Below are 22,205 nucleotides of genomic sequence, written 5' to 3' on the forward strand. Positions count from 1 at the left end.
CTGATACCTGAATCCTGGAGAGAGGACACCCCATGTACATGCTCGAAATGCGTTCGGTCGCCAAGGTCTTCCGCACCGAACAGGTGGAAACCCACGCGTTGCGCTCGCTGGAACTGCAGGTCAAGGAAGGCGAGTTCGTCGCGGTCACCGGCCCGTCCGGCTCCGGCAAGACCACCTTCCTCAACATCGCCGGCCTGCTGGAAACCTTCACCAGCGGCACCTACCTGCTTGACGGCCAGGACGTGAGCACGCTGGGCGATGACGCCCGCAGCCGCCTGCGCAACCAGAAGATCGGCTTCATCTTCCAGGGCTTCAACCTGATTCCCGACCTGAACCTGTTCGACAACGTCGACGTGCCGCTGCGCTACCGGAAGATGAGTGCCAACGAGCGCCGCGAACGCATCGAGAAGGCGCTCACCCAGGTCGGCCTGGGCTCACGCATGAAGCACTACCCGAACGAACTGTCCGGCGGCCAGCAGCAGCGTGCGGCGATCGCGCGTGCGCTGGCCGGCAGCCCGCGCCTGCTGCTGGCCGACGAACCGACCGGCAACCTGGATACGCAGATGGCCCGCGGCGTGATGGAACTGCTGGAGGAGATCAATGCCGCCGGCACCACCATCGTGATGGTCACCCACGACCCGGAACTGGCCGCGCGCGCGCAGCGCAACGTGCACATCGTCGATGGCCAGGTGACCGACCTGGTGCGCGAACCGGTGCTGGCTACCCCGCCGCGCCACATCGTTGCCGTCAACGAGTGAGGGCACTCCCATGTTCGCCTACTACACCCGATTGGCGGTACGCAGCTTCCGCCGCAACAAGATCCTGACCGCACTGATGGTGGTCGCCATCGCGCTCGGCATCGGTGCCTCGATGACCACGCTGACGGTGTTCCACGTGCTGTCCGGCGACCCGATTCCCGGCAAGAGCGACCAGCTGTTCTACGTGCAGGTCGATCCGCGCCCGCGCGGCGGCTATACCCCGGGTGAGGAGCCTGAGGAACAGATGACACGGCGCGACGCCGAGACCCTGCTGCGCGAGAAGCGCGGCATCCGCCAGGCGATGATGAGCGCGGGCGGCGGCACGGTGGAACCGGAGCTCAGCACGCTCAAGCCGTTCTCGGTGGATACGCGCTGGACGTCGGCCGATTTCTTCCCAATGTTCGACGTGCCGATGCAGTACGGGCGTGCCTGGAACAGCAGCGATGATGACAATCGCAGCCGGGTGGTGGTGCTGTCGAAAGCGATCAACGACAAGCTGTTCCAGGGTGCCGACAGCACCGGTCGCGAGATCCGCCTGAGTGGCCATTCACTGCGGGTGATCGGCGTGATGAAGAAGTGGAATCCCGAACCCCACTTCTTCGATCTGACCACCGGCAACTACGGCAAGGATGAAGACCTGCTGGTGCCGTTTTCCACTGCGATGGACCTGGAGTTCGGCAGCAACGGCAACATGAACTGCTTCGGCGAGAATCCGGATGGCAGCAGCAACTCGATCAACGCGCCCTGCAGCTGGATCCAGTACTGGGTGGAGCTGGATCCGGCCAAGGTCGAGGACTACCGCAGCTACCTGGCCAACTACTCGGACCAGCAGCGCGCAGCGGGCCGTTTCGAGCGCCCCACCAACGTGCGCCTGCGCCCGGTGATGGAGTGGTTGACGTTCAAGAATGCCGTGCCCAGCGACGTGCGCCTGCAGATGTGGCTGGCATTGGGCTTTCTCGGCGTCTGCCTGGTCAACACGGTGGGCCTGCTGCTGGCGAAGTTCCTGCGCCGCAGCGGCGAGATCGGCGTGCGCCGCGCCCTCGGTGCCAGCCGTGGGCAGATCTTCCTGCAATGCCTGGTTGAAGCCGGTGCGATCGGCGTTGCCGGCGGCGTGCTCGGCATCGGCCTGGCCCTGCTCGGCCTGTATGCGGTGCGCCAGCAACCCGTGGACTACGCGAGCCTGGCCCACCTGGACGGCAGCATGCTGCTGCTGGCCATTGGCCTGACCCTGTTCGCCAGCCTCGCCGCTGGTTTCCTGCCCGCCTGGCGCGCGATGCAGGTTACCCCGGCCATCCAGCTCAAGTCGCAGTAAGCACGAGTACGAGGACCTCCCATGGATATCCGCCCCATCCTCAGCACCCTGCGCCGGCACAAGACAGCCGCCGCCCTGATCGTGCTGGAAGTCGCCCTGACCTGCGCCATCGTCTGCAATGCCCTGTTCCTGGTCACCCAGCGCGTTGAACGGATCAGCCAGACCAGCGGCCTGGCCGAGAACGAGCTGGTGTTCGTCCGGGTCAGCGGCATCGGCAAGCAGACCAATGGCCAGGCCCGCACCCAGGAGGACCTGTCCGCCCTGCGCGCCGTTCCCGGGGTCACCGCCGCCGCGAAGGTCAACCAGCTGCCGTTCCGCCCGAACTCCTCCAATACCAGCGTTTCGCTGAAGCAGGAACAGGAACGTCCGACCGCCTTCGTCACCATGTACATGTTCGGCGAAGGTGGACTGTCCACGCTTGGACTGCAGCTGACCGCCGGCCGCGACTTCCAGCCCAGTGAATACAGCAACGTCGAGGATGCACAGAAGAACGCCTCCACCAATACCGCCTCCTCGGTGATCATCAGCCGCACGCTCGCCGACAGGCTGTACCCCGGCGAGAACGCACTGGGCAAGACGTTCTACATGGGCAAGCAGCCACTGCACGTGGTGGGTATTGTCGCGTCATTGGCCACGCCCACCGATTACAACAACAACACCACGCTGTCGATGGTGCTGCCTGTGCGGACCGATTTCACCCAGGGCCCGTACGTCCTGCGCACCGCTCCGGAACGGCGCGAGGAAGTACTCAAGGGCGCGATCGCCGCGCTTGAACGCAACGACCCCAACCGGCTGGTGCGCGAGAAGCTGACCTATGAGGCGCAGCGCAATGACTACTTCAAGAACGACAGGGCCATGGTCGGGCTGCTGATCACGGTGTGCATCTCGCTGCTGGTGGTCACCGCACTGGGCATCATCGGCCTGGCCAGCTTCTGGGTGCAGCAGCGCAGCAAGCAGATTGGTATCCGTCGCGCGCTCGGCGCGACGCGTGGGCAGATCCTGCGCTACTTCCAGACCGAGAACTTCCTGCTGGCCACGCTGGGCATCGTGCTGGGCATGCTGGCCGCCTATGCGATCAACCTGGCACTGATGAACATGTACGAGCTGCCGCGCATGCCGCTGCACTACCTGCCGCTGGGCGCACTGCTGCTGTGGGTGCTTGGCCAGATCGCGGTGTTCGGGCCGGCCCGGCGCGCGGCAGCGGTACCGCCTGCGGTTGCCACGCGGGGCGCATGAGATGCGTATCCGCTGGATGCTGATGATGATGCTCCTGCCACTGCCGGCACTGGCCGGCGGTGGCAGCTCGCAGACACTGGAGTGGCGCCAGGACGATGCGCGCCTGGCATTGCGTTCGAGCGAAGGCCAGGTGCGCGTGGAAGCCGCCGGCCCGGAAGCCCGCTTCGGCGTGCGCAGCGGCGATCGCATCCTGCGGGTGGATGACACCACCGTACGCAGGATCGAGCATCTTGCCGAGGCCCTGCGGCGTTCAAGCGCCGCCAGGGCCTATCTCCTGCTGCAGCGCAACAGGCAGGAACTGACGGTCGCGGTGGACGCCGCTGCCTGGCGCAGGGCGCTGGTCGCTCCGCCTCCGCCAGCACCGCCACCGCCGCCGCCCCGACGCTGAGCCCGCCGCCCCGACGGCTACGGGTTTGGCTATGCTTGATGGGTGGCGCCGGGCTCTCCCGGCGTATGGACACGAACACGGCTCCATCGGCGCCGCCCATCCCTTTCTGCAGAACCGCTTGATGCCTTCGATCCTGATCATCGACGACAACGCCAGTGTGGGCACTGCACTGGACGTGCTGTTCTCCCTGCACGACATCGACACCCTGCAGGCGCAGAGCCCGGCCGAGGGGCTGGCCCTGCTCGAGTCGCAGCCGGTCGACCTGGTGATCCAGGACATGAACTTCAGCGAGGACACCACCTCCGGCGAGGAGGGCGAAGCGCTGTTCGCACAGATCCGCGCACGCCACCCGGACCTGCCGGTGATCCTGCTGACGGCCTGGACCCACCTGAGCAGCGCGGTGGACCTGGTCAAGGCCGGCGCCGCCGACTACCTGGCCAAGCCCTGGGACGACCGCAAGCTGCTGACCACGGTCAACAACCTGCTGGAGCTGTCCGAGGCGCGGCGCGAACTGGACCGCCGCCGCAGCCGCGAGCTGCGCCAGCGCAATGCGCTGGAAGAAAAGTACGACCTGTGCGGTGCGGTCTTCGCCGATCCGGCCAGCGAGCGCGTCATCGCCCTGGCCTGCCAGGTCGCGCGCTCCGAGCTGCCGGTGCTGATCACCGGTCCCAATGGTGCCGGCAAGGAGAAGATCGCGCAGATCATCCAGGCCAATTCACTGGTGGCCAAAGGCCCGTTCATCACGGTCAACTGCGGCGCGTTGCCGTCGGAGCTGATCGAGGCCGAACTGTTCGGCGCCGAGGCCGGCGCCTACACCGGCGCCAACAAGGCACGCGAGGGCAAGTTCGAAGCCGCCGACGGAGGCACGCTGTTCCTGGATGAGATCGGCAACCTGTCGCTGGGCGGGCAGATGAAGCTGTTGCGTGTGCTGGAAACCGGCCGCTTCGAGCGCCTGGGTTCCAATCGCGAACGCCAGGTCAAAGTCCGCGTGGTCAGCGCGACCAATGCCGACCTGCCGGCGATGATCCGCGACGGCACGTTCCGCGAAGATCTCTATTACCGCCTCAATACAGTGGAACTGGTACTACCGCCGTTGGCCGAGCGCGCGGGCGACATCGTGCCACTGGCCGAGCGTTTCCTGACGGCCGGCAAGCCGCTGTCCAGTGCCGCCAGTGCCGCCCTGCAACGGCACCCGTGGCCGGGCAACGTGCGCGAACTGCGCAACGTGATCCAGCGTGCCGAACTGCTGGCGACCGGCAACCGCATCGAGGTGGCCGACCTGAACCTGCCGCGCACCGCACCGGCGCCACGCCCCGCACCGAGCGCTGGCAACGATCCCGACCGCGAGCGCATCGAGGACGTGCTGGCACGCAACCACGGCGTCATCGCCCAGGCGGCTGCCGAACTCGGCCTGAGCCGCCAGGCCCTGTACCGGCGCATGGACCGCCACGGCATCCCACGCGAATGAAACGGCGCTCGTTCACCTTCCGCCTGTTCCTGCGCCTGCTGCCGGTGCTGGCGCTGGCCGCTGCGCTGCCGTGGCTGCTGGCGTACTGGATGAACCATGGCTGGGTGGTGACCACGGCGTCGGCCGTGATCCTGCTGGCGTTGATGTGGTGGACCCTGCGCCGCGCCACCGCACCGGTGCGCTCGCTGATGCGCGCACTGTCCGGCACCACCAGCAGCTACCGCGACGGCGAGTACAACTTCGGCGTGTACTGGCCGGGCAACGACGAACTGGGCGACCTGGTGCAGGCGCACCGCGAGCTGGGCGATGTGCTGCGCGAACAGCGGCAGGGCCTGGTGCAGCGCGAACTGCTGCTGGACACCATGGTGCAGAACACGCCGGTGGCCATGCTGCTGATTGCCTCCGGCGGCGATGGCATCGCCCGCGTGGTGTTCTCCAACCTGGCTGCGCGCAAGCTGCTGCATGGCGGCTGGAAGCTGGAAGGCCAGCGTCTGGAAGAGGTGCTGGAACAGGTGCCGGTGGAGCTGCGCGATGCCATCGCCCGTGGCGGCGACAGCCTGTTCGCGGTGCATGCCGAGGGCGAGGACGGCGACGAGGATGACGAACAGGTCTACCACCTGTCGCGCCGCGCCTTCCAGCTCAACGGCCGTCCGCACGACCTGCTGCTGGTACGCCTGCTCACCGCCGAACTGCGCCGCCAGGAAGTGCAGACGTGGAAGAAGGTGATCCGGGTGATCAGCCACGAGCTCAACAACTCACTGGCACCGATCGCCTCGCTGGCCCACTCCGGTGGCGTGCTGGTGCAGCGCGAACGCTTCGACCGGTTGCCGGAGATCTTCACCACCATCGAGGACCGCGCACGCCACCTGGAAGGCTTCATCCGTGGCTATGCACGCTTCGCAAAGCTGCCGCAGCCGCAACTGCAGACCGTGCACTGGGCGCCGTTCCTGTCCAGCCTGCGCCAGCAGATCCCGTTCACCATGGAACGCGAGCCGGACGAGGACCTGAGCAGCCGCATCGACATCGCGCAGTTCGGGCAGGCATTGCTGAATCTTCTGAAGAACGCGCATGAAGCCTGCGCCGAGGCCGATCCGCCCAACGATGACGTACAGGTGCAACTCACGCGGCTGCCGCAATGGCTGCGCCTGGACGTACTGGATCGCGGCAAGGGCATGAACGAGCAGGTGCTGCAGAACGCCTTGATGCCGTTCTATTCGACCAAGCGCAACGGCACCGGCCTGGGGTTGGCACTGACGCGCGAGATCGTGGAAGCGCACGGTGGCCGCGTGTCGCTGCAGAACCGCGGCGATGGCGGGTTGTGCGTGTCGATCCTGTTGCCGGTGGGTTGAGCGGGCCGATCGGGTAGATCCACGCCATGCGCGGATGTGCCGACCAGGGCCGGCACCTACCAGGCCCGCCGCATCGCCACCCGCAGGTGCATCGGAAACCCGAGCGCAGCCTCTTCGGCCATGACGGCGCGCAGGCCGTCGTTCCACTCAGCCTCAGGCACTACGTCGAACCCTTCGCTGGCATAGAAGGCTGCATTCCATGGCACATCGCTCAAGGTGGTCAGCACCGCTGCAGCAAAGCCGGTGGCCCTGGCCTGCGCCAAGGCGTGCCGCAGCAATGCACGGCCATGGCCACGACGCGCGTGCGCGGGGTCCACATCCATCTGCAGGACATGGAACTCGCCACACAGCTCGCCGCCCAGCAGGTAGCCGGCAATGTCGCCGCCGGGGCCATCCACAACCCACAGCTGGCCCCGCTGAAGGCCGTCCTGCAGCGTCGGCAGATCCAGGCCGTGGCCGGCAAATACCGGATGGGCTTCGTGATCCTTCAGCAGTTCGCCGGCACGCTGTTCAATTGCCGGCAGCACGCCGAGCTCGTCGGCATGCGGAATACGTGGCTCAGGGCTTCTTGACCGGGCGCTTCCAGCCATCGATGGTTTCCTGTCGTGCGCGGGCCAGTGTCAGCTTGCCGTCCGGGGCGGTGCGGGTGATGACCGAACCGGCAGCGATGGTCGCGCCCTCGCCGATCGTCAGCGGCGCCACCAGCGAACTGTTGGAACCGATGAACGCGTTGTCGCCGATGGTGGTGGTCGACTTGTTCACGCCGTCGTAGTTGCAGGTGATGGTGCCGGCACCGATGTTCACCTTGCTGCCGATCACCGCATCACCCAGATAGGTGAGGTGGTTGGCCTTGCTGCCGACGCCGAGGGTGACCTTCTTGGTTTCGACGAAGTTGCCGACGTGCACGCCATCGGCCAGCACGGTACCTGGGCGGAGGCGCGCGAACGGACCGACCAGCGCCGCGCCTTCGGTGACCACACCCTCCAGATCACAGTGCGCGCGTACTTCGGTACCGGGGCCGAGAGTAACGTCCTTCAGGCGGTTGAACGGACCGATGGTAACGCCGTCGCCGAGCACGATGTTGCCTTCGAGAACGACATCGACATCGATCAGCACGTCACTGCCCACGGTGACGGTGCCACGGATGTCGAGTCGTGCCGGGTCGCGCACGCGTGCACCCTGTGCGCACAGCGCACGCACGGCGCGATGCTGCCAGGCACGCTCCAGCTGCGACAGCTGCCAGGGATCGTTTGCCCCCTCGGCTTCCTGCGCGTCGGCCACCAGCGCCATTTCGGCCGGGGTGTACTCATGCGCGGCAAATGCGAACACGTCGGTCAGGTAGTACTCGCCCTGCGCATTGCGGTTGGACAGCTGCGACAGCCAGCGGCGCAGCGCGGTCGACTCCGCGGCGATGATGCCGGTGTTGATCGTGCGCACGCGCAGCTGGTCGTCGGTCGCGTCCTTCTGCTCGACGATCGCTCCCACCTTGCCTTCGGCATCGCGCAGCACGCGGCCGTAACCGGTCGGGTCATCAACCTCGGCGACCAGCACCGCCAACCGCCCCGGCTGCGCCAGCAGATCGCGCAGGGTCTGCGCGCGGATCAGCGGTACATCGCCGTACAGCACCAGCACCTGCACGGCATCCGGCACCTGCGGCATCGCCTGCGCCACCGCGTGGCCCGTACCCAGCTGCTGCGCCTGTTCAGCCCACTGCAGGTCGGGCTGGTCGGCGAACTGTTGCCGCACCGCCTCACCGCCATGGCCGTAGACCACATGGATGGCCGCCGGTTGCAGTTCGCGGGCCGCATCGATCACGTGCGCCAGCATCGGTTGGCCGGCGATCGGCTGCAGCACCTTCGGCAGCACCGACCTCATGCGCTTGCCGGCGCCGGCGGCGAGGATGATGACGTGCAGGGCTTGGGTCATGGGAACGGCAGTCCGTGGTTCGTTGCCGACGATTCTAGAGCGTACGCCGTTAACATGGGCATCCCTCCTCCTTCACCATGCCGATGAGCCTTGTCCGCCAGGGAAGCGCCTACCTCGTGATCGGGCTCGTGCAGCTGCTGGTCGATTGGCTGGTGTTCGTGGTCGCCACCGCGCTTGGCATGCCGGTCGCACCGGCCAACGTCGCCGGGCGCCTGGCCGGCATGCTGCTGGGCTTCTGGCTCAACGGCCGCTACACCTTTGCCGAGGCCGGCACCCACAAGCTGGGCTGGAAGCGCTTTGCACGCTTCTTCGGGCTGTGGCTGCTGCTGACTGCGGCAAGCACGTTGCTGGTGAGCCTGGTCGACCACGCGCTGGGCCTGCAGTACACCTGGCTGGCCAAGCCACTGGTGGAAGGCGGGCTGGCGTGCGTGTCGTTCCTGTTGATGCGCCATGTGGTGTACCGCTGATCGCGGTCAGCGGTCAGCGATCACCGTCACGGCGCAGGCGCGCTCCCAGTCCCTCACGCCACAGCTGCAGCGCGCTGTAGCGCAACCGCACCTGATGCTGCCCGGCCGGCACGCACAACGCATGGAAGAGGCCATTGCCGCGCAGCAGCGGCAGTACCTGGCCATCCTCGAGCTGCGCCTGCCAGCCACGACCGGTGGTTTCGTTGATCACCACCCATGCTGCATGGTCGGCCACCACCGTCAGCTCGATGCGTCCCGGTTGGTAGCGCAGCACCTGTACCGTGGCCTCGCCGGCATCCTGTTCGGCACAGTGGCTGCTGGCGGCTGCCGGCAGCCATAACTGCCGGTTGAAATCGGTCTGGTTGAACAGCGGCGCAGGCGGTAGACGCTCCTCATGGCGGCGCACCTGCCGCGGATTCAGCACCCGTGGCAGCACGCTGTCACGCCGCGCAAGTTCCACCTGGTCGCCCTGCGCGCTGGAGCCCGGGAACGGCTCCTGGGCCAGCAGCCAACGCACGCCCAGCAGGTCGTACAGGGGAGCAGCGGTGTCTGGCATCCAGGCAGTGGGGACCTTCTGCTGGAAGGTATCCACCGGCTCGCCCGGCATCCCGGTCATCTGCAGATAGTCGCTTGCCAGCAGCGGGTTGTAGCCGTTTGCCAGCGCAATGGCATGCACCGCCGCGCCGTTGGTGAGTCCGCCGATGCCGAAGACCACCGCGCGCTCGGGTATGCCGATATGCCGCTCTGCCGCCAGCAGCGCATAGGCGCGCTGCGCAGGACCCGCACGATCGGCGGTGAGCACCGACTTTGTGCCGCTGCCCGCGTTGAACCTGGTGCCGACGTTGAACAGCAGCAGGTCCAACAGCACCAGCGCCAGCACCCAGCGCGCAGGTGACTGGTGGCGGCGCAGCACCCACACCGCGGCTACGCCCAGCGCGGCGCTGACCGCAAGCCAGGCGAAAGCGAGCGGATGACCATGATCGATCGCCAGCCACGCAGCGCACGCGCCCAGCACTGCGACGACCGCCACGGACACCCGATGCAATCGCAATGGCTGCCGCTGCAGGGCAACCTGCAGGGCACTGGCACCCAGCCACGCCGCCGCAGGCACGGTAAGGAACAGCGCATCGGACGGGCGCCGGAACAGGTCCAGCCCCGGAAGCCAGCCGAACAACCAGGGGAACAGCGGCGTGGCGCCACCCACCGCGACCATGATCGCCAGCGTCAGCGCACACAGCGCGACGCGCGTCGCCGCCGGCTTGCGCCGCAGCACCTCACCGCCCCAGAGCAGCCACAGCGCCAGCGGCACTGCCCCCACATAGAGGTAATCGGCGCTGATATCACCGAAGGCCCAGCTGTCGCCGCGCCCCTGCGAGAACACGTTGCCCGACAGCAGTGTCACCAGTGTCTGCCAGTGGATGGCACCCGGCAGCGCGGCTTCCAGCGTCAGGCCATTGCGATTGGTCTGGTCCAGCCAGGCCAGCGTGGACAGCCACTGCGGCGCACTGACACCACCGGCGAGAATGGCCACCACGCCCAGCTGCCACAGCAGGCGCATGCGCTGCCCCTGTGCCAGCACGACAGCAGCCACGGCGTAGATCACGCACGCGAGGATGATGAAATAGGTGACCTGGGTCAGTTGAAGCGCACACATCCCGCCGGCCACACCGGCCAGCAGGATGTCGCGCATCCGTCCCCGCCGGCGGACCTGCTCCAGGCCCAGCCACAGCCAGGGCAGCAGGCAGTAGCTGATGATCATCGGCGTGTGCTGCAGGCGCGACGCGGCCACGCCACCAAACATCAGCGTGAGCGCGAACAGCAGCTGCGCCGGCGGCGGCATGCCCTGCACGCGGCTCAACCGCAGTGCACCCAGGCCGCCTGCCAGCACATGCAGCAGCACCACCACCGTGAACAGGTGCAGGGAGCCCGGCGCCAGCAGCATCGGCAGCAGCATCGTCGGCTGCAGCGTCATCATCTGCGGATCGGCCACCTGCGGGTAGCCACCGTAGAGATACGGATTCCACCAGGGGGCCTGCAGGTGACGCAACTGCTCGGCACTGAAACTGACCGCCGGGAAGAACTGCTGCACGGCATCAAAGGGAATGGTCTTGATGCCACTGAGCCATGGCAGGCACAGAACGATCCACGCAATCAGGAACACGCCTGCCGGTGTGCGCCACGGCCGCTGCCAGCTGCCGCCTTCAATCGCTGTCGAGTGGTGCTGCATTCCCTGCTCCTGTGGCGAACAAACAAAAACGCCGGCAGCTAGCCGGCGCTTGTGCTTGATGACGCGCGAACCTCAGTGCTTGAGATTCTTGCGCAGGCGCTCCAGCGCCTGCAGCTGGACGACGGCTTCGGCCAGCTTCTGCTGGGCTTCAGCCACTTCCATCGCTTCGCCGCGGTTGGCCAGGATGCGCTCGGCTTCTTCCTTGGCCTTGCGGACCGAGGCTTCGTCGATGTCCTGCGCGCGGATCGCGGTGTCGGCCAGCACGGTCACCACCTGCGGCTGCACTTCCAGGATGCCGCCGGAAATGGCGAAATCCAGCTGCTCGCCGTTCGGCGTGGTCACCACCACCTTGCCCGGCTTCAGGCGGGTGATCAGCGGCGCGTGCTTGGGCGCGATGCCCAGTTCGCCCAGCTCACCGGTGGCCACGACCAGGGTCGCTTCGCCACGGAAGATTTCCTGCTCGGCGCTGACGATGTCGCAACGGATCGTGCTCATGCAAATCTCTTCGCTGTTCGCGGCGGCGCAATGCCGCCGTGGGGGTCCACCGGCGCGGGCGGTTGCCCGGCGCCGGCGTCAGGTCAGGCAGGATCGCTCCCGCCCGTCCCGGATCAGGCCTTCTCGGCCATCTTCTTGGCCTTCTCGACCGCTTCTTCGATGCCGCCGACCATGTAGAACGCCTGCTCCGGCAGGTGGTCGTACTCGCCATCGACGATGGCCTTGAAGCCACGGATGGTGTCCTTCAGCGGCACGTACTTGCCCGGCGAACCGGTGAACACTTCGGCCACGTGGAACGGCTGGCTGAAGAAGCGCTCGATCTTGCGGGCGCGCGACACGGCCTGCTTGTCTTCTTCGGACAGTTCGTCCATGCCCAGGATGGCGATGATGTCCTTCAGTTCCTTGTACTTCTGCAGGGTCTGCTGGACGCGCTGGGCGGTGTCGTAGTGCTCGTGGCCGATGACCAGCGGATCCATCTGGCGGCTGGTGGAGTCCAGCGGATCGACGGCCGGGTAGATACCCAGCGAGGCGATCGAACGCGACAGGGTCACGGTCGAGTCCAGGTGGGCGAAGGTGGTCGCCGGCGACGGGTCGGTCAGGTCGTCCGCGGGAACGTAGACGGCCTGGATCGAGGTGATCGAACCGTTCTTGGTCGAGGTGATGCGCTCCTGCAGGACGCCCATTTCCTCGGCCAGGGTCGGCTGGTAACCCACGGCGGACGGCATGCGGCCCAGCAGTGCCGACACTTCGGTACCGGCCAGGGTGTAACGGTAGATGTTGTCGACGAACAGCAGGACGTCCTTACCCTTGCCGTTTTCGTCCTTCTCGTCGCGGAAGTACTCGGCCATGGTCAGGCCGGTCAAGGCGACGCGCAGACGGTTGCCCGGCGGCTCGTTCATCTGGCCGTACACCATCGCCACCTTGTCCAGGACGTTGGAGTCCTTCATTTCGTGGTAGAAGTCGTTGCCCTCACGGGTACGCTCACCCACGCCGGCGAACACGGACAGACCGCTGTGCGCCTTGGCGATGTTGTTGATCAGTTCCATCATGTTGACGGTCTTGCCGACGCCGGCGCCGCCGAACAGGCCGACCTTGCCGCCCTTGGCGAACGGGCACATCAGGTCGATGACCTTGATGCCGGTTTCCAGCAGCTCGGTGGCCGGGGACTGGTCTTCATACGACGGCGCAGCGCGGTGGATTTCCCAGTTGTCGCTGGCAGCGACCGGGCCGGCTTCGTCGATCGGACGGCCAAGCACGTCCATGATGCGGCCCAGGGTGCCGGCGCCGACCGGCACCGAGATGCCACGGCCGGTGTTGACGGCAACCAGGTTGCGCTTCAGGCCGTCGGTGGAACCGAGGGCGATGGTACGCACCACGCCGTCGCCCAGCTGCTGCTGGACTTCGAGGGTGATCTCGGTGTTTTCCACCTTCAGTGCGTCGTACACCTTCGGCACCGATTCACGCGGGAATTCGACGTCGACGACCGCGCCGATGATCTGAACGATCTTGCCCTGACTCATTGCTGCATCCTCTAATGTGTGCTTTGAACGAACGCGGTCAGACTGCTGCCGCGCCGCCGACGATTTCGGAGATTTCCTGGGTGATCGCTGCCTGGCGCGCCTTGTTGTAGACGAGCTGCAGGGTGCCGATCAGCTTGTTGGCGTTGTCGCTCGCTGCCTTCATCGCAACCATGCGTGCCGCATGCTCGGAGGCGACGTTTTCCAGCAGTGCCTGGTACACCAGCGACTCGATGTAACGCGTCATCACGTGCTCGAGCACGGTCGCGGCATCGGGTTCGTACAGGTAGTCCCAGTCGTGGTGAGCGACCTGCTTCTCAGCCGGCGGCAGCGGCAGCAGCTGATCGAAGCTGGCCTTCTGCACCATGGTGTTCACGAAGCGGTTGTAGACCAGGTACACGCGGTCGATCCTGCCTTCGGTGAAGGCGTCGAGCATGACCTTGATCACACCGATCAGCGATTCCAGCTTCGGCACGTCGCCGATGTGGGTCACGCTGCCGACCATGTTGACCTTCACGCGGCGGAAGAAGGTCGAAGCCTTCTGGCCGATGGTCACCAGGTCCACTTCGGCACCCTTGTCCTGCCATGCCTTGGCTTCGCCCAGCATCTTGCGGAACAGGTTGTTGTTCAGGCCGCCGGCCAGGCCGCGATCGGAGGAGATCACGATGAAACCGACCCGCTTGACCTGCTCGCGCTCGACCAGGAACGGATGCTGGTAGTCGGTGCTGGCCTGGGCCAGATGACCGATCACCTGCTTCATCGCCTGCGCGTACGGACGCGAGGTCTTCATCCGATCCTGCGCCTTGCGGATCTTGGAGGCCGAGACCATTTCCAGGGCGCGCGTCACCTTGCGGGTGTTCTGCACGCTCTTGATCTTGGTTTTGATTTCGCGTCCGCTTGCCATCTCTTGTTTCCCGTGGCGCGGGGCTGATGCCCCGCGTTGTTCAACCGTTTGTCATCTGGTCCAGCGGAGCCAGCGGCTCCGCTCTACAGGACCGCGATTACCAGCTGCCGGTGGTCTTGAACTCGGCGATGCCCTTCTTGAAGGCACCTTCGATGTCGTTGTCCCAACCGCCGGTGGCGTTGACCTTGCTGATCAGCTCGCCCTGGGTGTTGGCGAAGTGGGCGTGCAGGCCTTCTTCGAACGCCAGCAGCTTGTTGACCGGCACGTCGTCGAGGTAACCCTCGTTGACGGCGTAGATCGACAGCGCCTGGTTGGCGATCGACATCGGCGCGTACTGCTTCTGCTTCATCAGCTCGGTGACGCGCTGGCCACGCTCCAGCTGCTTGCGGGTCGCTTCGTCCAGGTCCGAGGCGAACTGCGCGAACGCAGCCAGCTCACGGTACTGGGCCAGCGAGATGCGGATGCCGCCCGACAGCTTCTTGATGATCTTGGTCTGGGCCGAGCCACCGACGCGCGACACCGAGATACCGGCGTTCACGGCCGGGCGGATGCCGGCGTTGAACAGGTCGGTTTCCAGGAAGATCTGGCCGTCGGTGATCGAGATCACGTTGGTCGGAACGAAGGCGGACACGTCGCCGGCCTGGGTCTCGATGATCGGCAGCGCGGTCAGCGAACCGGTCTTGCCGGTGACCTTGCCTTCGGTGAACTTCTCGACGTATTCCTCGGACACGCGGGCAGCGCGCTCGAGCAGACGGGAGTGCAGGTAGAACACGTCACCCGGGTAGGCTTCACGGCCCGGCGGACGCTTCAGCAGCAGCGAGATCTGGCGGTAGGCAACGGCCTGCTTGGACAGATCGTCGTACACGATCAGCGCGTCTTCGCCGCGGTCCATGAAGTACTCACCCATGGTGCAGCCCGAGTAGGCGCTGATGTACTGCATGGCAGCCGATTCGGAAGCGGTCGCGGCCACCACGATGGTGTGGGCCAGCGCGCCGTTCTCTTCCAGCTTGCGCACGATGTTGGCGATGGTCGACGCCTTCTGGCCGATCGCAACGTACACGCACTTGATGCCGGTGCCCTTCTGGTTGATCACCGCATCGATCGCCATGGCGGTCTTGCCGGTCTGGCGGTCACCGATGATCAGCTCGCGCTGGCCACGGCCGATCGGGATCATCGAGTCGACCGACTTGTAACCGGTCTGCACCGGCTGGTCGACCGACTTGCGCCAGATCACGCCCGGCGCAACACGCTCCACCGGAGCGGTCAGGTCGGTGCCCAGCGGGCCCTTGCCGTCGATCGGCTCGCCCAGCGCGTTCACGACGCGGCCCAGCAGTTCCGGGCCGACCGGCACTTCCAGGATGCGGCCGGTGGTCTTGGCGACGTCGCCTTCGCGCAGGTGCTCGTAGTCACCCAGGACCACGGCGCCGACCGAGTCGCGCTCCAGGTTCAGGGCCAGGGCGAAGGTGTTGTTCGGCAGTTCGATCATTTCGCCCTGCATCACGTCGGCCAGACCGAAGATGCGCACGATGCCGTCGGACACGCTGGTCACGGTGCCTTCGTTGCGCGATTCCGCGGCCAGCTTGACCTTCTCGATGCGGTTCTTGATCAGTTCGCTGATTTCGGAGGGGTTGAGCGTGGTTGCCATCGTCAAGTCCTAGTGCCGGCAGCGGGGCCGGACGTTAAATGAATTCAGTTAGCGAGCGCGGTCTGCAGACGGGCCAGCTTGCCCTTCAGCGAACCATCGATGACCACGTCGCCGGCGTCGATCACGGCGCCGCCGATCAGCGAAGCATCGACCGCGGTGGTCACGTCGACCTCGCGGTTGAAGCGCTTGCGCAGCGCAGCCTTGATCGCGTCCAGCTCGCCGGCCGACAGCTCGGAAGCCGAGGTCACCGTGGCCTTGACCACGTGCTCGGCTTCGGCGCGCAGGGCGTCGAACATGTCGGAGATTTCCGGCAGCAGCGGCAGACGATGCGATTCGGCCAGGATGGCCAGGAAGCGCGAGTAGGTCTCGCCGTGCGAGACCGGCGCCAGCAGGGCGACGGCGTCGTCACGACCCAGCTCCGGGTTGGCGAGCAGGGCCGCCACGCGCGGGTCGGCGGCGACGTGGGCGGAGAACGCCAGGGCGTCCGACCACGGCGCGAACGCACCTTCGTCGCGCGCGGTCGCGAACGCGGCGCGGGCGTACGGGCGGGCAAGCGTGAGGGCCTGGCTCATCCTTAGATCTCCGAGGCCAGCTCGTCGAGCAGCGCCTTGTGGGCGTTGGCGTCGATTTCGCGCTTGAGCAGCTTTTCGGCACCGGTCACGGCCAGCGCGGACACCTGCTTGCGCAGATCTTCACGGGCACGGTTGGCGGCGGCGTCGATTTCAGCCTGGGCCAGTTCCTTCTGACGGGTGGCTTCGGTGATCGCTTCGTTACGGGCTGCATCAACGATCTGGTTGGCACGCGCGTGGGCCTGATCGATGATCTCGTTGGCCTTGGTGCGGGCTTCCTTCAGCGCTTCGTTGACCTTCTCCTGCGCCTGGGCCAGATCTTTCTGGCTGCGGTCGGCAGCAGCGAGGCCTTCAGCAATCTTCTGCTGGCGCTCTTCGATCGCGTTCATCAGCGGCGGCCAGATCTTGGTCGCGATGATCCAGATCAGACCAGCGAAGGCCAGCGCCTGCGCAAGAAGGGTGAAATTGATATTCATGGTTAGCTCGATCGCTGGTTTCGGGGTGGACGTGCCGCCGAAGCGGCACATCCGGCCTTCATCCGAAACCGGGTGCATCAGCACCCGGTCGTCTCAAACCGCTGTATCAGCCGGCCAGAGCCTTGGTGACGGCGCCAGCAAAGGCAGCCGACAGCGGGTTGGCGAAAGCCAGCAGCAGGCCAACGGCGACCGAGATGATGAACGCGGCGTCGATCAGGCCGGCGGTGATGAACATGCGGACCTGCAGGACCGGGATCAGTTCCGGCTGGCGCGCGGCCGACTCCAGGAACTTACCAGCCATGATGGCCAGACCCAGACCGGCGCCCAGCGCGGCCAGGCCGATCATGATGCCGACGGCAAGGGCGGTGGAGCTCTGAATCTGCGCGAAGTTGGTCAGGACGGCGAAGTACATGGTTATCTCCAGGAACTTAAGTTGCTAAGGGTGATGAAACGGATGAAGGTTGAAACGCGTTGAAGCTTGAAACTCAGTGAGCGTCTTCCGACAGGCTCAGGTACACGATCGACAGCATCATGAAGATGAAGGCCTGCAGCGGGATCACCAGCAGGTGGAACAGCATCCAGCCGAGGCCGAACACACCACCCGCGATGGCGCCGAAGAAACCGGCACCACCCAGCACCCAGATCAGCAGGAACACGATTTCGCCGCCGAACATGTTGCCGAACAGTCGCATCGCCAGCGAGATCGGCTTACTCAGCCACTCGACGATGTTGAGGATCAGGTTGAACGGCATCATCCACTTGCCGAACGGCGCCGTCAGGAATTCCTTGACGAAGCCGACCAGGCCCTTGGACTTGAGCGCGAAGAACAGCATCAGGAAGAACACGCTGATGGCCATGCCGAGGGTGGCATTGACGTCAGCGGTCGGCACCGGCTTCCAGTAGTGCACGCCCACCCATTCCAGCGGCTTGGCGATGAAATCGGCCGGGATCATCTTCAGCAGATTCATCAACAGGATCCAGAAGAAGATCGTGATGGCGATCGGCGTGACCAGCTTGCTCTTGCCGTGGTAGGTGTCCTTGGCCTGGCGGTCGACGAACTCCAGGCAGATCTCGACGAAGGCCTGCCACTTGCCCGGCACGCCGGCGGTGGCCTTGCGGGTCCCCAGCCAGAACGCGACAACGATCACCAGGCCCATCAGGACGGCGGTGAGGAAGGTATCGACGTGGATATGCCAGAACATACCCTCACCCTTGCCGACCGGTGCGGTCAGGTTGTGCAGGTGATGCTGGATGTAGCTGGTAGGGGTTAGAGCCTCGCCCGCCATGTGTCCGGAACCTTCAGTTAATTGAATTCTGTCAACGCCTGGCCATGGCCAGGACCTGGAACATCAAGCCGACGGCGATACCGGCCAACAGCGCCAATGCAGGCAGCTTGAAGACCAGGAACCCCACCAGCAGGACGCCGAAAACCACGACCCACTTGGCCACGATCGCAATGATCAGGCGAGCCATCGCCGATCCTGCGGCCACCGCACCACCGCCCAGAGCCATCCGTGCCGCAACCCAGCCGCCGGCCGAAATGGCCACACCGGACGCCAGCGCGCCGAGGGCATACTTCGGACCTACCAGCAGGAAGGCCAGGGCCAGGACAGCCACCGCGGCCAGCGGGTAGACCGCGGCGCGCAGCATCAGTCGCCGACCCGCATCAACGGAGTTCAGCACAGGACGTCCCGCGTGGTTGCAAGTGGAGGGCTGAGGCGGCTACAGCAGGGGGGCCTCATCGAGCCGCCAAATTATAGCAATGGGACAATTTGCGAGACAACCGCTGCCTGTTCATCCCTGGAAGCCGCAAGTTGCGGTAACGGTTACATTTTTGCGTGCCACCCGGGGGACAATGACGTCCGCGTGATGCTGCACCGCAGTATTGAACTTTGGTCGCAGGCGCGGAACTTTCGCTGGATGCGCCGGTCCGATCTTTCGACCTGCCTGCAGCAACCTCGTCGACGCTCCGCCCCGCAGGTCCCACGATGGCCCCGAAGCCCGTCTCCGGGGCCATCTTTTTGCGTCGTCGCGACAGGGCTGAACCGTGCACACTCCGTGGACCATACGTTCACGGATGGTGGACGGCGGCGTCCGGCACAGTGGTCTTCATTCTGATGAACCACTGCAAGGACTCTTCGATGCGCCCCGTACCCACCCTGCTCGCCCTTTCCCTGCTCGCTGCCGGCGCCTCGTTCGCCAATGCCGCCCACGCCGCCGAAGGCGACGACCGCTTCGCCATTCGTCTGGGTGCGATGAACATCGATTCGGACAACACGCTGCGTGGCAGCACCACCGTGGCCGGCCAGGACATCTCCCTGGACCAGGACTTCAAGCTGGGTGGCAAGGAATGGGAGCCGCGCATCGACGGCATGTTCCGCATCAGCAACCGTCAGCGCCTGCTGTTCAACTACTTCAAGTACGACAAGGACCGTCGCGAGACGCTTGACCAGGGCATTTCCTTCGGCGGTGAGAGCGTGCCGGCCGGCAGCTTCGTGAAGGGCGAGCTGAAGTACCAGGTGGCCAGCCTGGTCTATGACTACTCGGTCGTCGATACCGACACCTTCGACCTGGGCCTGCAGATCGGTGGCGAGTACGCCAAGGTCAGCACCAAGGGCTACGCGGACCTGGGCACGGTGTATGAAGGCCAGTTCCTCAACGAGAAGGCCGATGGCGTGGCACCGGTGGTGGGTGCGCGCATGACCTTCACCCCGTCCGAGCGCTGGATGATCACGCTGCAGGGCCAGTACCTGAACACGCGCTGGGGCAGTTTCGATGACTACAAGGGCGACCTGAGCCGCGCCAATGCGATCGTCGATTACCGCTTCACCAAGAACTTCGGTGTGTTCGCCGGCTACGACTGGTTCAAGCTGGACGTGGACAAGAAGGGCAGCGACGGCACGGTCGGCCTGAAGCAGGAATTCAAGGGCCCGGTGGCCGGTATCAGCTTCGTGTTCTGATCCCCTGCCCCTTCCACGGCATCTTCTCTCCTGGCGCGGCCTCCGGAACATCGGGGCCGCGTTTTTTGTGGGTTGCTGGCAGAGAGCAGAAGCGGGGTTGGTCGAGCGCTGGAGGGAGCGGGGGCTGCGTGCGAATGTCCCCCGGCGCCGGCCTGCGGCCGACGCCTCCTCCTTTACTTCGCACACAACCCCCGCTCCCTCCGCGTGTCAGGCATCCCGGCGGCCCAGGCACTGGCTCTCGACTATCTGCAAGCCGAGCCGCTGCACGGGTGGCAATTGCCGTAGACGCATGCGTGGTCGAGCGCTGGGGGAAGAGGGGCTTGCGTGCGAATGTCCCCCGGCGCCGGCCTACGGCCGTCACCTCCTCCTTTACTTCGCACACAAGCCCCTCTTCCCCCGCGTGTCAGGCATCCAGGCGGGCCAGGCTGTGGCTCTCGACTATCCGCAAGCCGAGCCGCTGCGCGGGTGGCGGGCATTTCGACAAAGTAAAGGAGGAGGCGACCGCCGCAGGCGGACGACGGGGGACATTTGTCGAAATGCCTGCCACCCGTGCAGTGGCCCCACCCTTTGCTGCAGCACTGATCGAAGAAAAAAAGCCCCGGCAGATGCCAGGGCTTTTCGTTCGGAACGGCGCGGACGCCTTACTTCTTCTTCGGCATGTACAGATCGGTGATCGTGCCGTCGTAGATTTCCGAGGCCATCGCCACCGACTCGCTCAGCGTCGGATGCGCATGGATGGTGTGGCCGATGTCTTCCGCTTCCGCACCCATCTCGATCGCCAGGCCGATCTCGGCCAGCAGATCGCCGGCATGCACGCCGACGATCGCGCCACCGATGATGCGGTGGGTCTCTTCGTCGAAGATCAGCTTGGTGAAGCCCTCGGTGCGACCGATGCCGATCGCGCGGCCACTGGCGGCCCACGGGAACTTGGCCACGCCGACCTTCAGGCCCTTGGCCTTGGCTTCGGTCTCGGTCACGCCGACCCAGGCGATTTCCGGGTTGGTGTAGGCCACCGACGGAATCACGCGGGCGACCCACTCCTTCTTGTGGCCGGCTGCCACTTCAGCGGCCAGCTTGCCCTCGTGCGTGGCCTTGTGGGCCAGCATCGGGTTGCCGACGATGTCGCCGATGGCAAAGATGTGCGGCACGTTGGTACGCATCTGCCGATCGACCGGGATGAAGCCGCGGTCGGTGACCTGCACGCCGGCCTTCTCGGCATCGATCTTCTTGCCGTTCGGCGAGCGGCCCACGGCCACCAGCACGCGGTCGAAGGTGCCCTGCGCCAGCGCAGGCGCCTGGCCTTCCTCGGCGGCTTCGAAGGTCACGGTGATGCCCTTGGCATCGGCGGTGACGCCCGAGGCCTTGGTCTTCAGGTGCACCTCGATGCCCTGCTTCTTCAGGCGGTCGGCCAGCGGCTTGACCAGGTCCTTGTCGGCGCCGGGCATCAGCTGGTCCATGAACTCGACCACGGTGACCTTGCTGCCCAGCGCGCTGTACACGGTGGCCATTTCCAGGCCGATGATGCCGCCGCCGACGACCAGCAGCGAGCCCGGCACTTCGGCCAGCTCCAGCGCATCGGTGGAATCCATCACGCGCTTGTCGTCCCACGGGAAGTTCGGCAGCTTCACCGCCTGCGAACCGGCGGCGATGATGCATTTCTGGAAGCGCAGCAGCTGGGTGCTGCCATCAGCGGCGGTGATCTCCAGCTCGTTGGCCGAAACAAACTTGCCGACGCCCTGCACGTTGCGGACCTTGCGCTGCTTGGCCATCCCGGCCAGGCCCTTGGTCAGCTGGTTGACGACCTTTTCCTTGTACGCGCGCAGCTTGTCCAGGGTGATGGTCGGCTTGCCGAACTCGACGCCGAAATCACCGGCGTGGGCCACTTCGTCGATGACCGCAGCAGCATGCAGCAGCGCCTTGGACGGGATGCAGCCGACATTGAGGCAGACGCCGCCGAGGCTGGCGTAACGTTCGACCAGCACCGTATCCAGGCCGACGTCGGCGGCGCGGAAGGCTGCGGTGTAGCCGCCCGGGCCGGAGCCCAGCACGACCATCTCGCATTCGATGTCGGCCGGCTTGCCGCTGGACAGCGCCGGCTTCGGCGCAGCCGGTTCGGCCGGGGCGCGGTGCGACGGGGTCACCGGCGGCTTGCTGGCCGGGGCGGCCGGAGCCGGCGCGGCGGCCTTGGCCGGGGCTTCGGCGGCGCCTTCAGTGTCCAGCACCACGACCACGGCGCCTTCGGACAGGGTGTCGCCCAGCTTGACCTTGATTTCCTTGACCACGCCGGCGGCCGAGGACGGCACTTCCAGGGTGGCCTTGTCCGACTCCAGGGTCACCAGACCCTGATCCTTCTTCACCGTGTCGCCGACGGCGACCAACACTTCGATCACCGGCACATCGCTGTAATCGCCGATGTCGGGAACCTTGACTTCAATCGTGGCCATGGTGGGTTTTCCTCGTGCCCGCCCGGCGGCGCCGGCGGGCTGTCACTGCATCTGTTCACGCGGC

The 22,205-nt window shown here is 65.8% G+C and carries 21 protein-coding genes; 8 read left to right on the forward strand and 13 right to left on the reverse strand.

Features of this window, described 5'->3' with window-relative positions; genetic code table 11:
• Positions 1-32: 32 nt before the first annotated feature.
• From AC5P6H_RS02120 to AC5P6H_RS02145, 6 genes are all read left to right on the forward strand, one after another.
• Positions 33-758, forward strand: coding sequence for an ABC transporter ATP-binding protein (locus AC5P6H_RS02120; RefSeq protein ID WP_014648484.1), 726 nt, complete (start codon positions 33-35; stop codon positions 756-758).
• Positions 759-768: 10 nt separating this feature from the next.
• A complete protein-coding gene (locus AC5P6H_RS02125) occupies positions 769-2,070 on the forward strand; it encodes an ABC transporter permease (RefSeq protein ID WP_014648485.1) in 1,302 nt (433 codons plus the stop codon).
• A gap of 21 nt (positions 2,071-2,091) precedes the next feature.
• A complete protein-coding gene (locus AC5P6H_RS02130; protein ID WP_014648486.1) occupies positions 2,092-3,306 on the forward strand; it encodes an ABC transporter permease in 1,215 nt (404 codons plus the stop codon).
• A 16-nt stretch (positions 3,307-3,322) separates the two neighbouring features.
• The gene (locus AC5P6H_RS02135; RefSeq protein WP_495202349.1) at positions 3,323-3,694 is read left to right on the forward strand and encodes a PDZ domain-containing protein; all 372 of its coding nucleotides are present in this window, start codon (positions 3,323-3,325) and stop codon (positions 3,692-3,694) included.
• Positions 3,695-3,815: 121 nt separating this feature from the next.
• Positions 3,816-5,162, forward strand: a complete 1,347-nt coding sequence (locus tag AC5P6H_RS02140) for a sigma-54-dependent transcriptional regulator (RefSeq protein ID WP_014648488.1) — start codon at positions 3,816-3,818, stop codon at positions 5,160-5,162.
• Positions 5,159-6,511 carry a sensor histidine kinase gene (locus AC5P6H_RS02145; protein WP_014648489.1) on the forward strand — a complete coding sequence of 451 codons (1,353 nt, stop codon included), beginning with the start codon at positions 5,159-5,161 and terminating at the stop codon, positions 6,509-6,511. The genes AC5P6H_RS02140 and AC5P6H_RS02145 overlap by 4 nt, the downstream gene beginning before the upstream one ends.
• A 56-nt stretch (positions 6,512-6,567) precedes the next feature.
• Here the strand turns inward: AC5P6H_RS02145 and AC5P6H_RS02150 are convergent, their stop codons facing one another.
• Both AC5P6H_RS02150 and glmU read right to left on the reverse strand, forming a co-directional pair.
• Positions 6,568-7,101, reverse strand: a complete 534-nt coding sequence (locus AC5P6H_RS02150) for a GNAT family N-acetyltransferase (RefSeq protein WP_049440005.1) — start codon at positions 7,099-7,101, stop codon at positions 6,568-6,570.
• The gene (gene glmU, locus AC5P6H_RS02155; protein ID WP_495202276.1) at positions 7,070-8,437 is read right to left on the reverse strand and encodes a bifunctional UDP-N-acetylglucosamine diphosphorylase/glucosamine-1-phosphate N-acetyltransferase GlmU; all 1,368 of its coding nucleotides are present in this window, start codon (positions 8,435-8,437) and stop codon (positions 7,070-7,072) included. The genes AC5P6H_RS02150 and glmU overlap by 32 nt, the downstream gene beginning before the upstream one ends.
• 83 nt (positions 8,438-8,520) lie before the next feature.
• Between glmU and AC5P6H_RS02160 the strand changes: the two genes are divergently transcribed.
• On the forward strand, positions 8,521-8,904 hold the full coding sequence (locus tag AC5P6H_RS02160) for a GtrA family protein (protein WP_049440007.1): 384 nt from the start codon (positions 8,521-8,523) through the stop codon (positions 8,902-8,904).
• Between the two features lie 13 nt (positions 8,905-8,917).
• Here the strand turns inward: AC5P6H_RS02160 and AC5P6H_RS02165 are convergent, their stop codons facing one another.
• The 10 genes from AC5P6H_RS02165 to AC5P6H_RS02210 all read right to left on the reverse strand — a co-directional run bounded on the left by AC5P6H_RS02165 (position 8,918) and on the right by AC5P6H_RS02210 (position 18,420).
• On the reverse strand, positions 8,918-11,131 hold the full coding sequence (locus AC5P6H_RS02165; protein WP_049440009.1) for a putative glycosyltransferase family protein: 2,214 nt from the start codon (positions 11,129-11,131) through the stop codon (positions 8,918-8,920).
• Between the two features lie 72 nt (positions 11,132-11,203).
• Positions 11,204-11,626: a F0F1 ATP synthase subunit epsilon gene (locus tag AC5P6H_RS02170; protein WP_005419509.1), complete on the reverse strand. Its 423-nt coding sequence runs from the start codon at positions 11,624-11,626 to the stop codon at positions 11,204-11,206.
• 113 nt (positions 11,627-11,739) lie between these two features.
• On the reverse strand, positions 11,740-13,146 hold the full coding sequence (gene atpD / locus AC5P6H_RS02175; protein ID WP_005419510.1) for a F0F1 ATP synthase subunit beta: 1,407 nt from the start codon (positions 13,144-13,146) through the stop codon (positions 11,740-11,742).
• Between the two features lie 37 nt (positions 13,147-13,183).
• Positions 13,184-14,047, reverse strand: a complete 864-nt coding sequence (gene atpG, locus AC5P6H_RS02180) for a F0F1 ATP synthase subunit gamma (protein ID WP_014648494.1) — start codon at positions 14,045-14,047, stop codon at positions 13,184-13,186.
• 97 nt (positions 14,048-14,144) lie between these two features.
• Positions 14,145-15,692, reverse strand: a complete 1,548-nt coding sequence (gene atpA, locus AC5P6H_RS02185; protein WP_005419511.1) for a F0F1 ATP synthase subunit alpha — start codon at positions 15,690-15,692, stop codon at positions 14,145-14,147.
• Between the two features lie 44 nt (positions 15,693-15,736).
• The gene (locus AC5P6H_RS02190; protein WP_495202277.1) at positions 15,737-16,264 is read right to left on the reverse strand and encodes a F0F1 ATP synthase subunit delta; all 528 of its coding nucleotides are present in this window, start codon (positions 16,262-16,264) and stop codon (positions 15,737-15,739) included.
• A gap of 2 nt (positions 16,265-16,266) precedes the next feature.
• Complete coding sequence (locus tag AC5P6H_RS02195; protein WP_005419512.1) at positions 16,267-16,737, reverse strand: F0F1 ATP synthase subunit B; 471 nt, start codon at positions 16,735-16,737, stop codon at positions 16,267-16,269.
• 106 nt (positions 16,738-16,843) lie between these two features.
• Complete coding sequence (gene atpE, locus AC5P6H_RS02200) at positions 16,844-17,149, reverse strand: F0F1 ATP synthase subunit C (protein WP_005411133.1); 306 nt, start codon at positions 17,147-17,149, stop codon at positions 16,844-16,846.
• A 73-nt stretch (positions 17,150-17,222) separates the two neighbouring features.
• Positions 17,223-18,023, reverse strand: coding sequence for a F0F1 ATP synthase subunit A (atpB, locus tag AC5P6H_RS02205; protein ID WP_014038569.1), 801 nt, complete (start codon positions 18,021-18,023; stop codon positions 17,223-17,225).
• A gap of 31 nt (positions 18,024-18,054) precedes the next feature.
• Positions 18,055-18,420 carry a hypothetical protein gene (locus AC5P6H_RS02210; protein WP_014648497.1) on the reverse strand — a complete coding sequence of 122 codons (366 nt, stop codon included), beginning with the start codon at positions 18,418-18,420 and terminating at the stop codon, positions 18,055-18,057.
• A gap of 458 nt (positions 18,421-18,878) precedes the next feature.
• On the opposite strand from AC5P6H_RS02210, the gene AC5P6H_RS02215 reads away from it, so the two are divergent.
• Positions 18,879-19,697, forward strand: coding sequence for a hypothetical protein (locus tag AC5P6H_RS02215; RefSeq protein WP_046432636.1), 819 nt, complete (start codon positions 18,879-18,881; stop codon positions 19,695-19,697).
• 641 nt (positions 19,698-20,338) lie between these two features.
• On the opposite strand, the gene lpdA is transcribed toward AC5P6H_RS02215, so the two are convergent.
• Entirely contained in the window at positions 20,339-22,141 is a 1,803-nt protein-coding gene (gene lpdA, locus AC5P6H_RS02220) for a dihydrolipoyl dehydrogenase (RefSeq protein ID WP_495202278.1), read from the reverse strand.
• Positions 22,142-22,205 lie beyond the last annotated feature (64 nt).

The sequence above is a fragment of the Stenotrophomonas sp. YJH_SMC_110 genome (genome assembly GCF_059369255.1).

Bases quoted from the DNA above. Each gene is read 5' to 3' on its own strand.
- AC5P6H_RS02120 (WP_014648484.1), top strand. From the start codon at position 33: ATGTACATGCTCGAAATGCGTTCGGTCGCCAAGGTCTTCCGCACCGAA.
- AC5P6H_RS02125 (WP_014648485.1), top strand. From the start codon at position 769: ATGTTCGCCTACTACACCCGATTGGCGGTACGCAGCTTCCGCCGCAAC.
- AC5P6H_RS02130 (WP_014648486.1), top strand. From the start codon at position 2,092: ATGGATATCCGCCCCATCCTCAGCACCCTGCGCCGGCACAAGACAGCC.
- AC5P6H_RS02135 (WP_495202349.1), top strand. From the start codon at position 3,323: ATGCTGATGATGATGCTCCTGCCACTGCCGGCACTGGCCGGCGGTGGC.
- AC5P6H_RS02140 (WP_014648488.1), top strand. From the start codon at position 3,816: ATGCCTTCGATCCTGATCATCGACGACAACGCCAGTGTGGGCACTGCA.
- AC5P6H_RS02145 (WP_014648489.1), top strand. From the start codon at position 5,159: ATGAAACGGCGCTCGTTCACCTTCCGCCTGTTCCTGCGCCTGCTGCCG.
- AC5P6H_RS02150 (WP_049440005.1), bottom strand. From the start codon at position 7,101: ATGGCTGGAAGCGCCCGGTCAAGAAGCCCTGAGCCACGTATTCCGCAT.
- glmU (WP_495202276.1), bottom strand. From the start codon at position 8,437: ATGACCCAAGCCCTGCACGTCATCATCCTCGCCGCCGGCGCCGGCAAG.
- AC5P6H_RS02160 (WP_049440007.1), top strand. From the start codon at position 8,521: ATGAGCCTTGTCCGCCAGGGAAGCGCCTACCTCGTGATCGGGCTCGTG.
- AC5P6H_RS02165 (WP_049440009.1), bottom strand. From the start codon at position 11,131: ATGCAGCACCACTCGACAGCGATTGAAGGCGGCAGCTGGCAGCGGCCG.
- AC5P6H_RS02170 (WP_005419509.1), bottom strand. From the start codon at position 11,626: ATGAGCACGATCCGTTGCGACATCGTCAGCGCCGAGCAGGAAATCTTC.
- atpD (WP_005419510.1), bottom strand. From the start codon at position 13,146: ATGAGTCAGGGCAAGATCGTTCAGATCATCGGCGCGGTCGTCGACGTC.
- atpG (WP_014648494.1), bottom strand. From the start codon at position 14,047: ATGGCAAGCGGACGCGAAATCAAAACCAAGATCAAGAGCGTGCAGAAC.
- atpA (WP_005419511.1), bottom strand. From the start codon at position 15,692: ATGGCAACCACGCTCAACCCCTCCGAAATCAGCGAACTGATCAAGAAC.
- AC5P6H_RS02190 (WP_495202277.1), bottom strand. From the start codon at position 16,264: ATGAGCCAGGCCCTCACGCTTGCCCGCCCGTACGCCCGCGCCGCGTTC.
- AC5P6H_RS02195 (WP_005419512.1), bottom strand. From the start codon at position 16,737: ATGAATATCAATTTCACCCTTCTTGCGCAGGCGCTGGCCTTCGCTGGT.
- atpE (WP_005411133.1), bottom strand. From the start codon at position 17,149: ATGTACTTCGCCGTCCTGACCAACTTCGCGCAGATTCAGAGCTCCACC.
- atpB (WP_014038569.1), bottom strand. From the start codon at position 18,023: ATGGCGGGCGAGGCTCTAACCCCTACCAGCTACATCCAGCATCACCTG.
- AC5P6H_RS02215 (WP_046432636.1), top strand. From the start codon at position 18,879: ATGCGCCCCGTACCCACCCTGCTCGCCCTTTCCCTGCTCGCTGCCGGC.
- lpdA (WP_495202278.1), bottom strand. From the start codon at position 22,141: ATGGCCACGATTGAAGTCAAGGTTCCCGACATCGGCGATTACAGCGAT.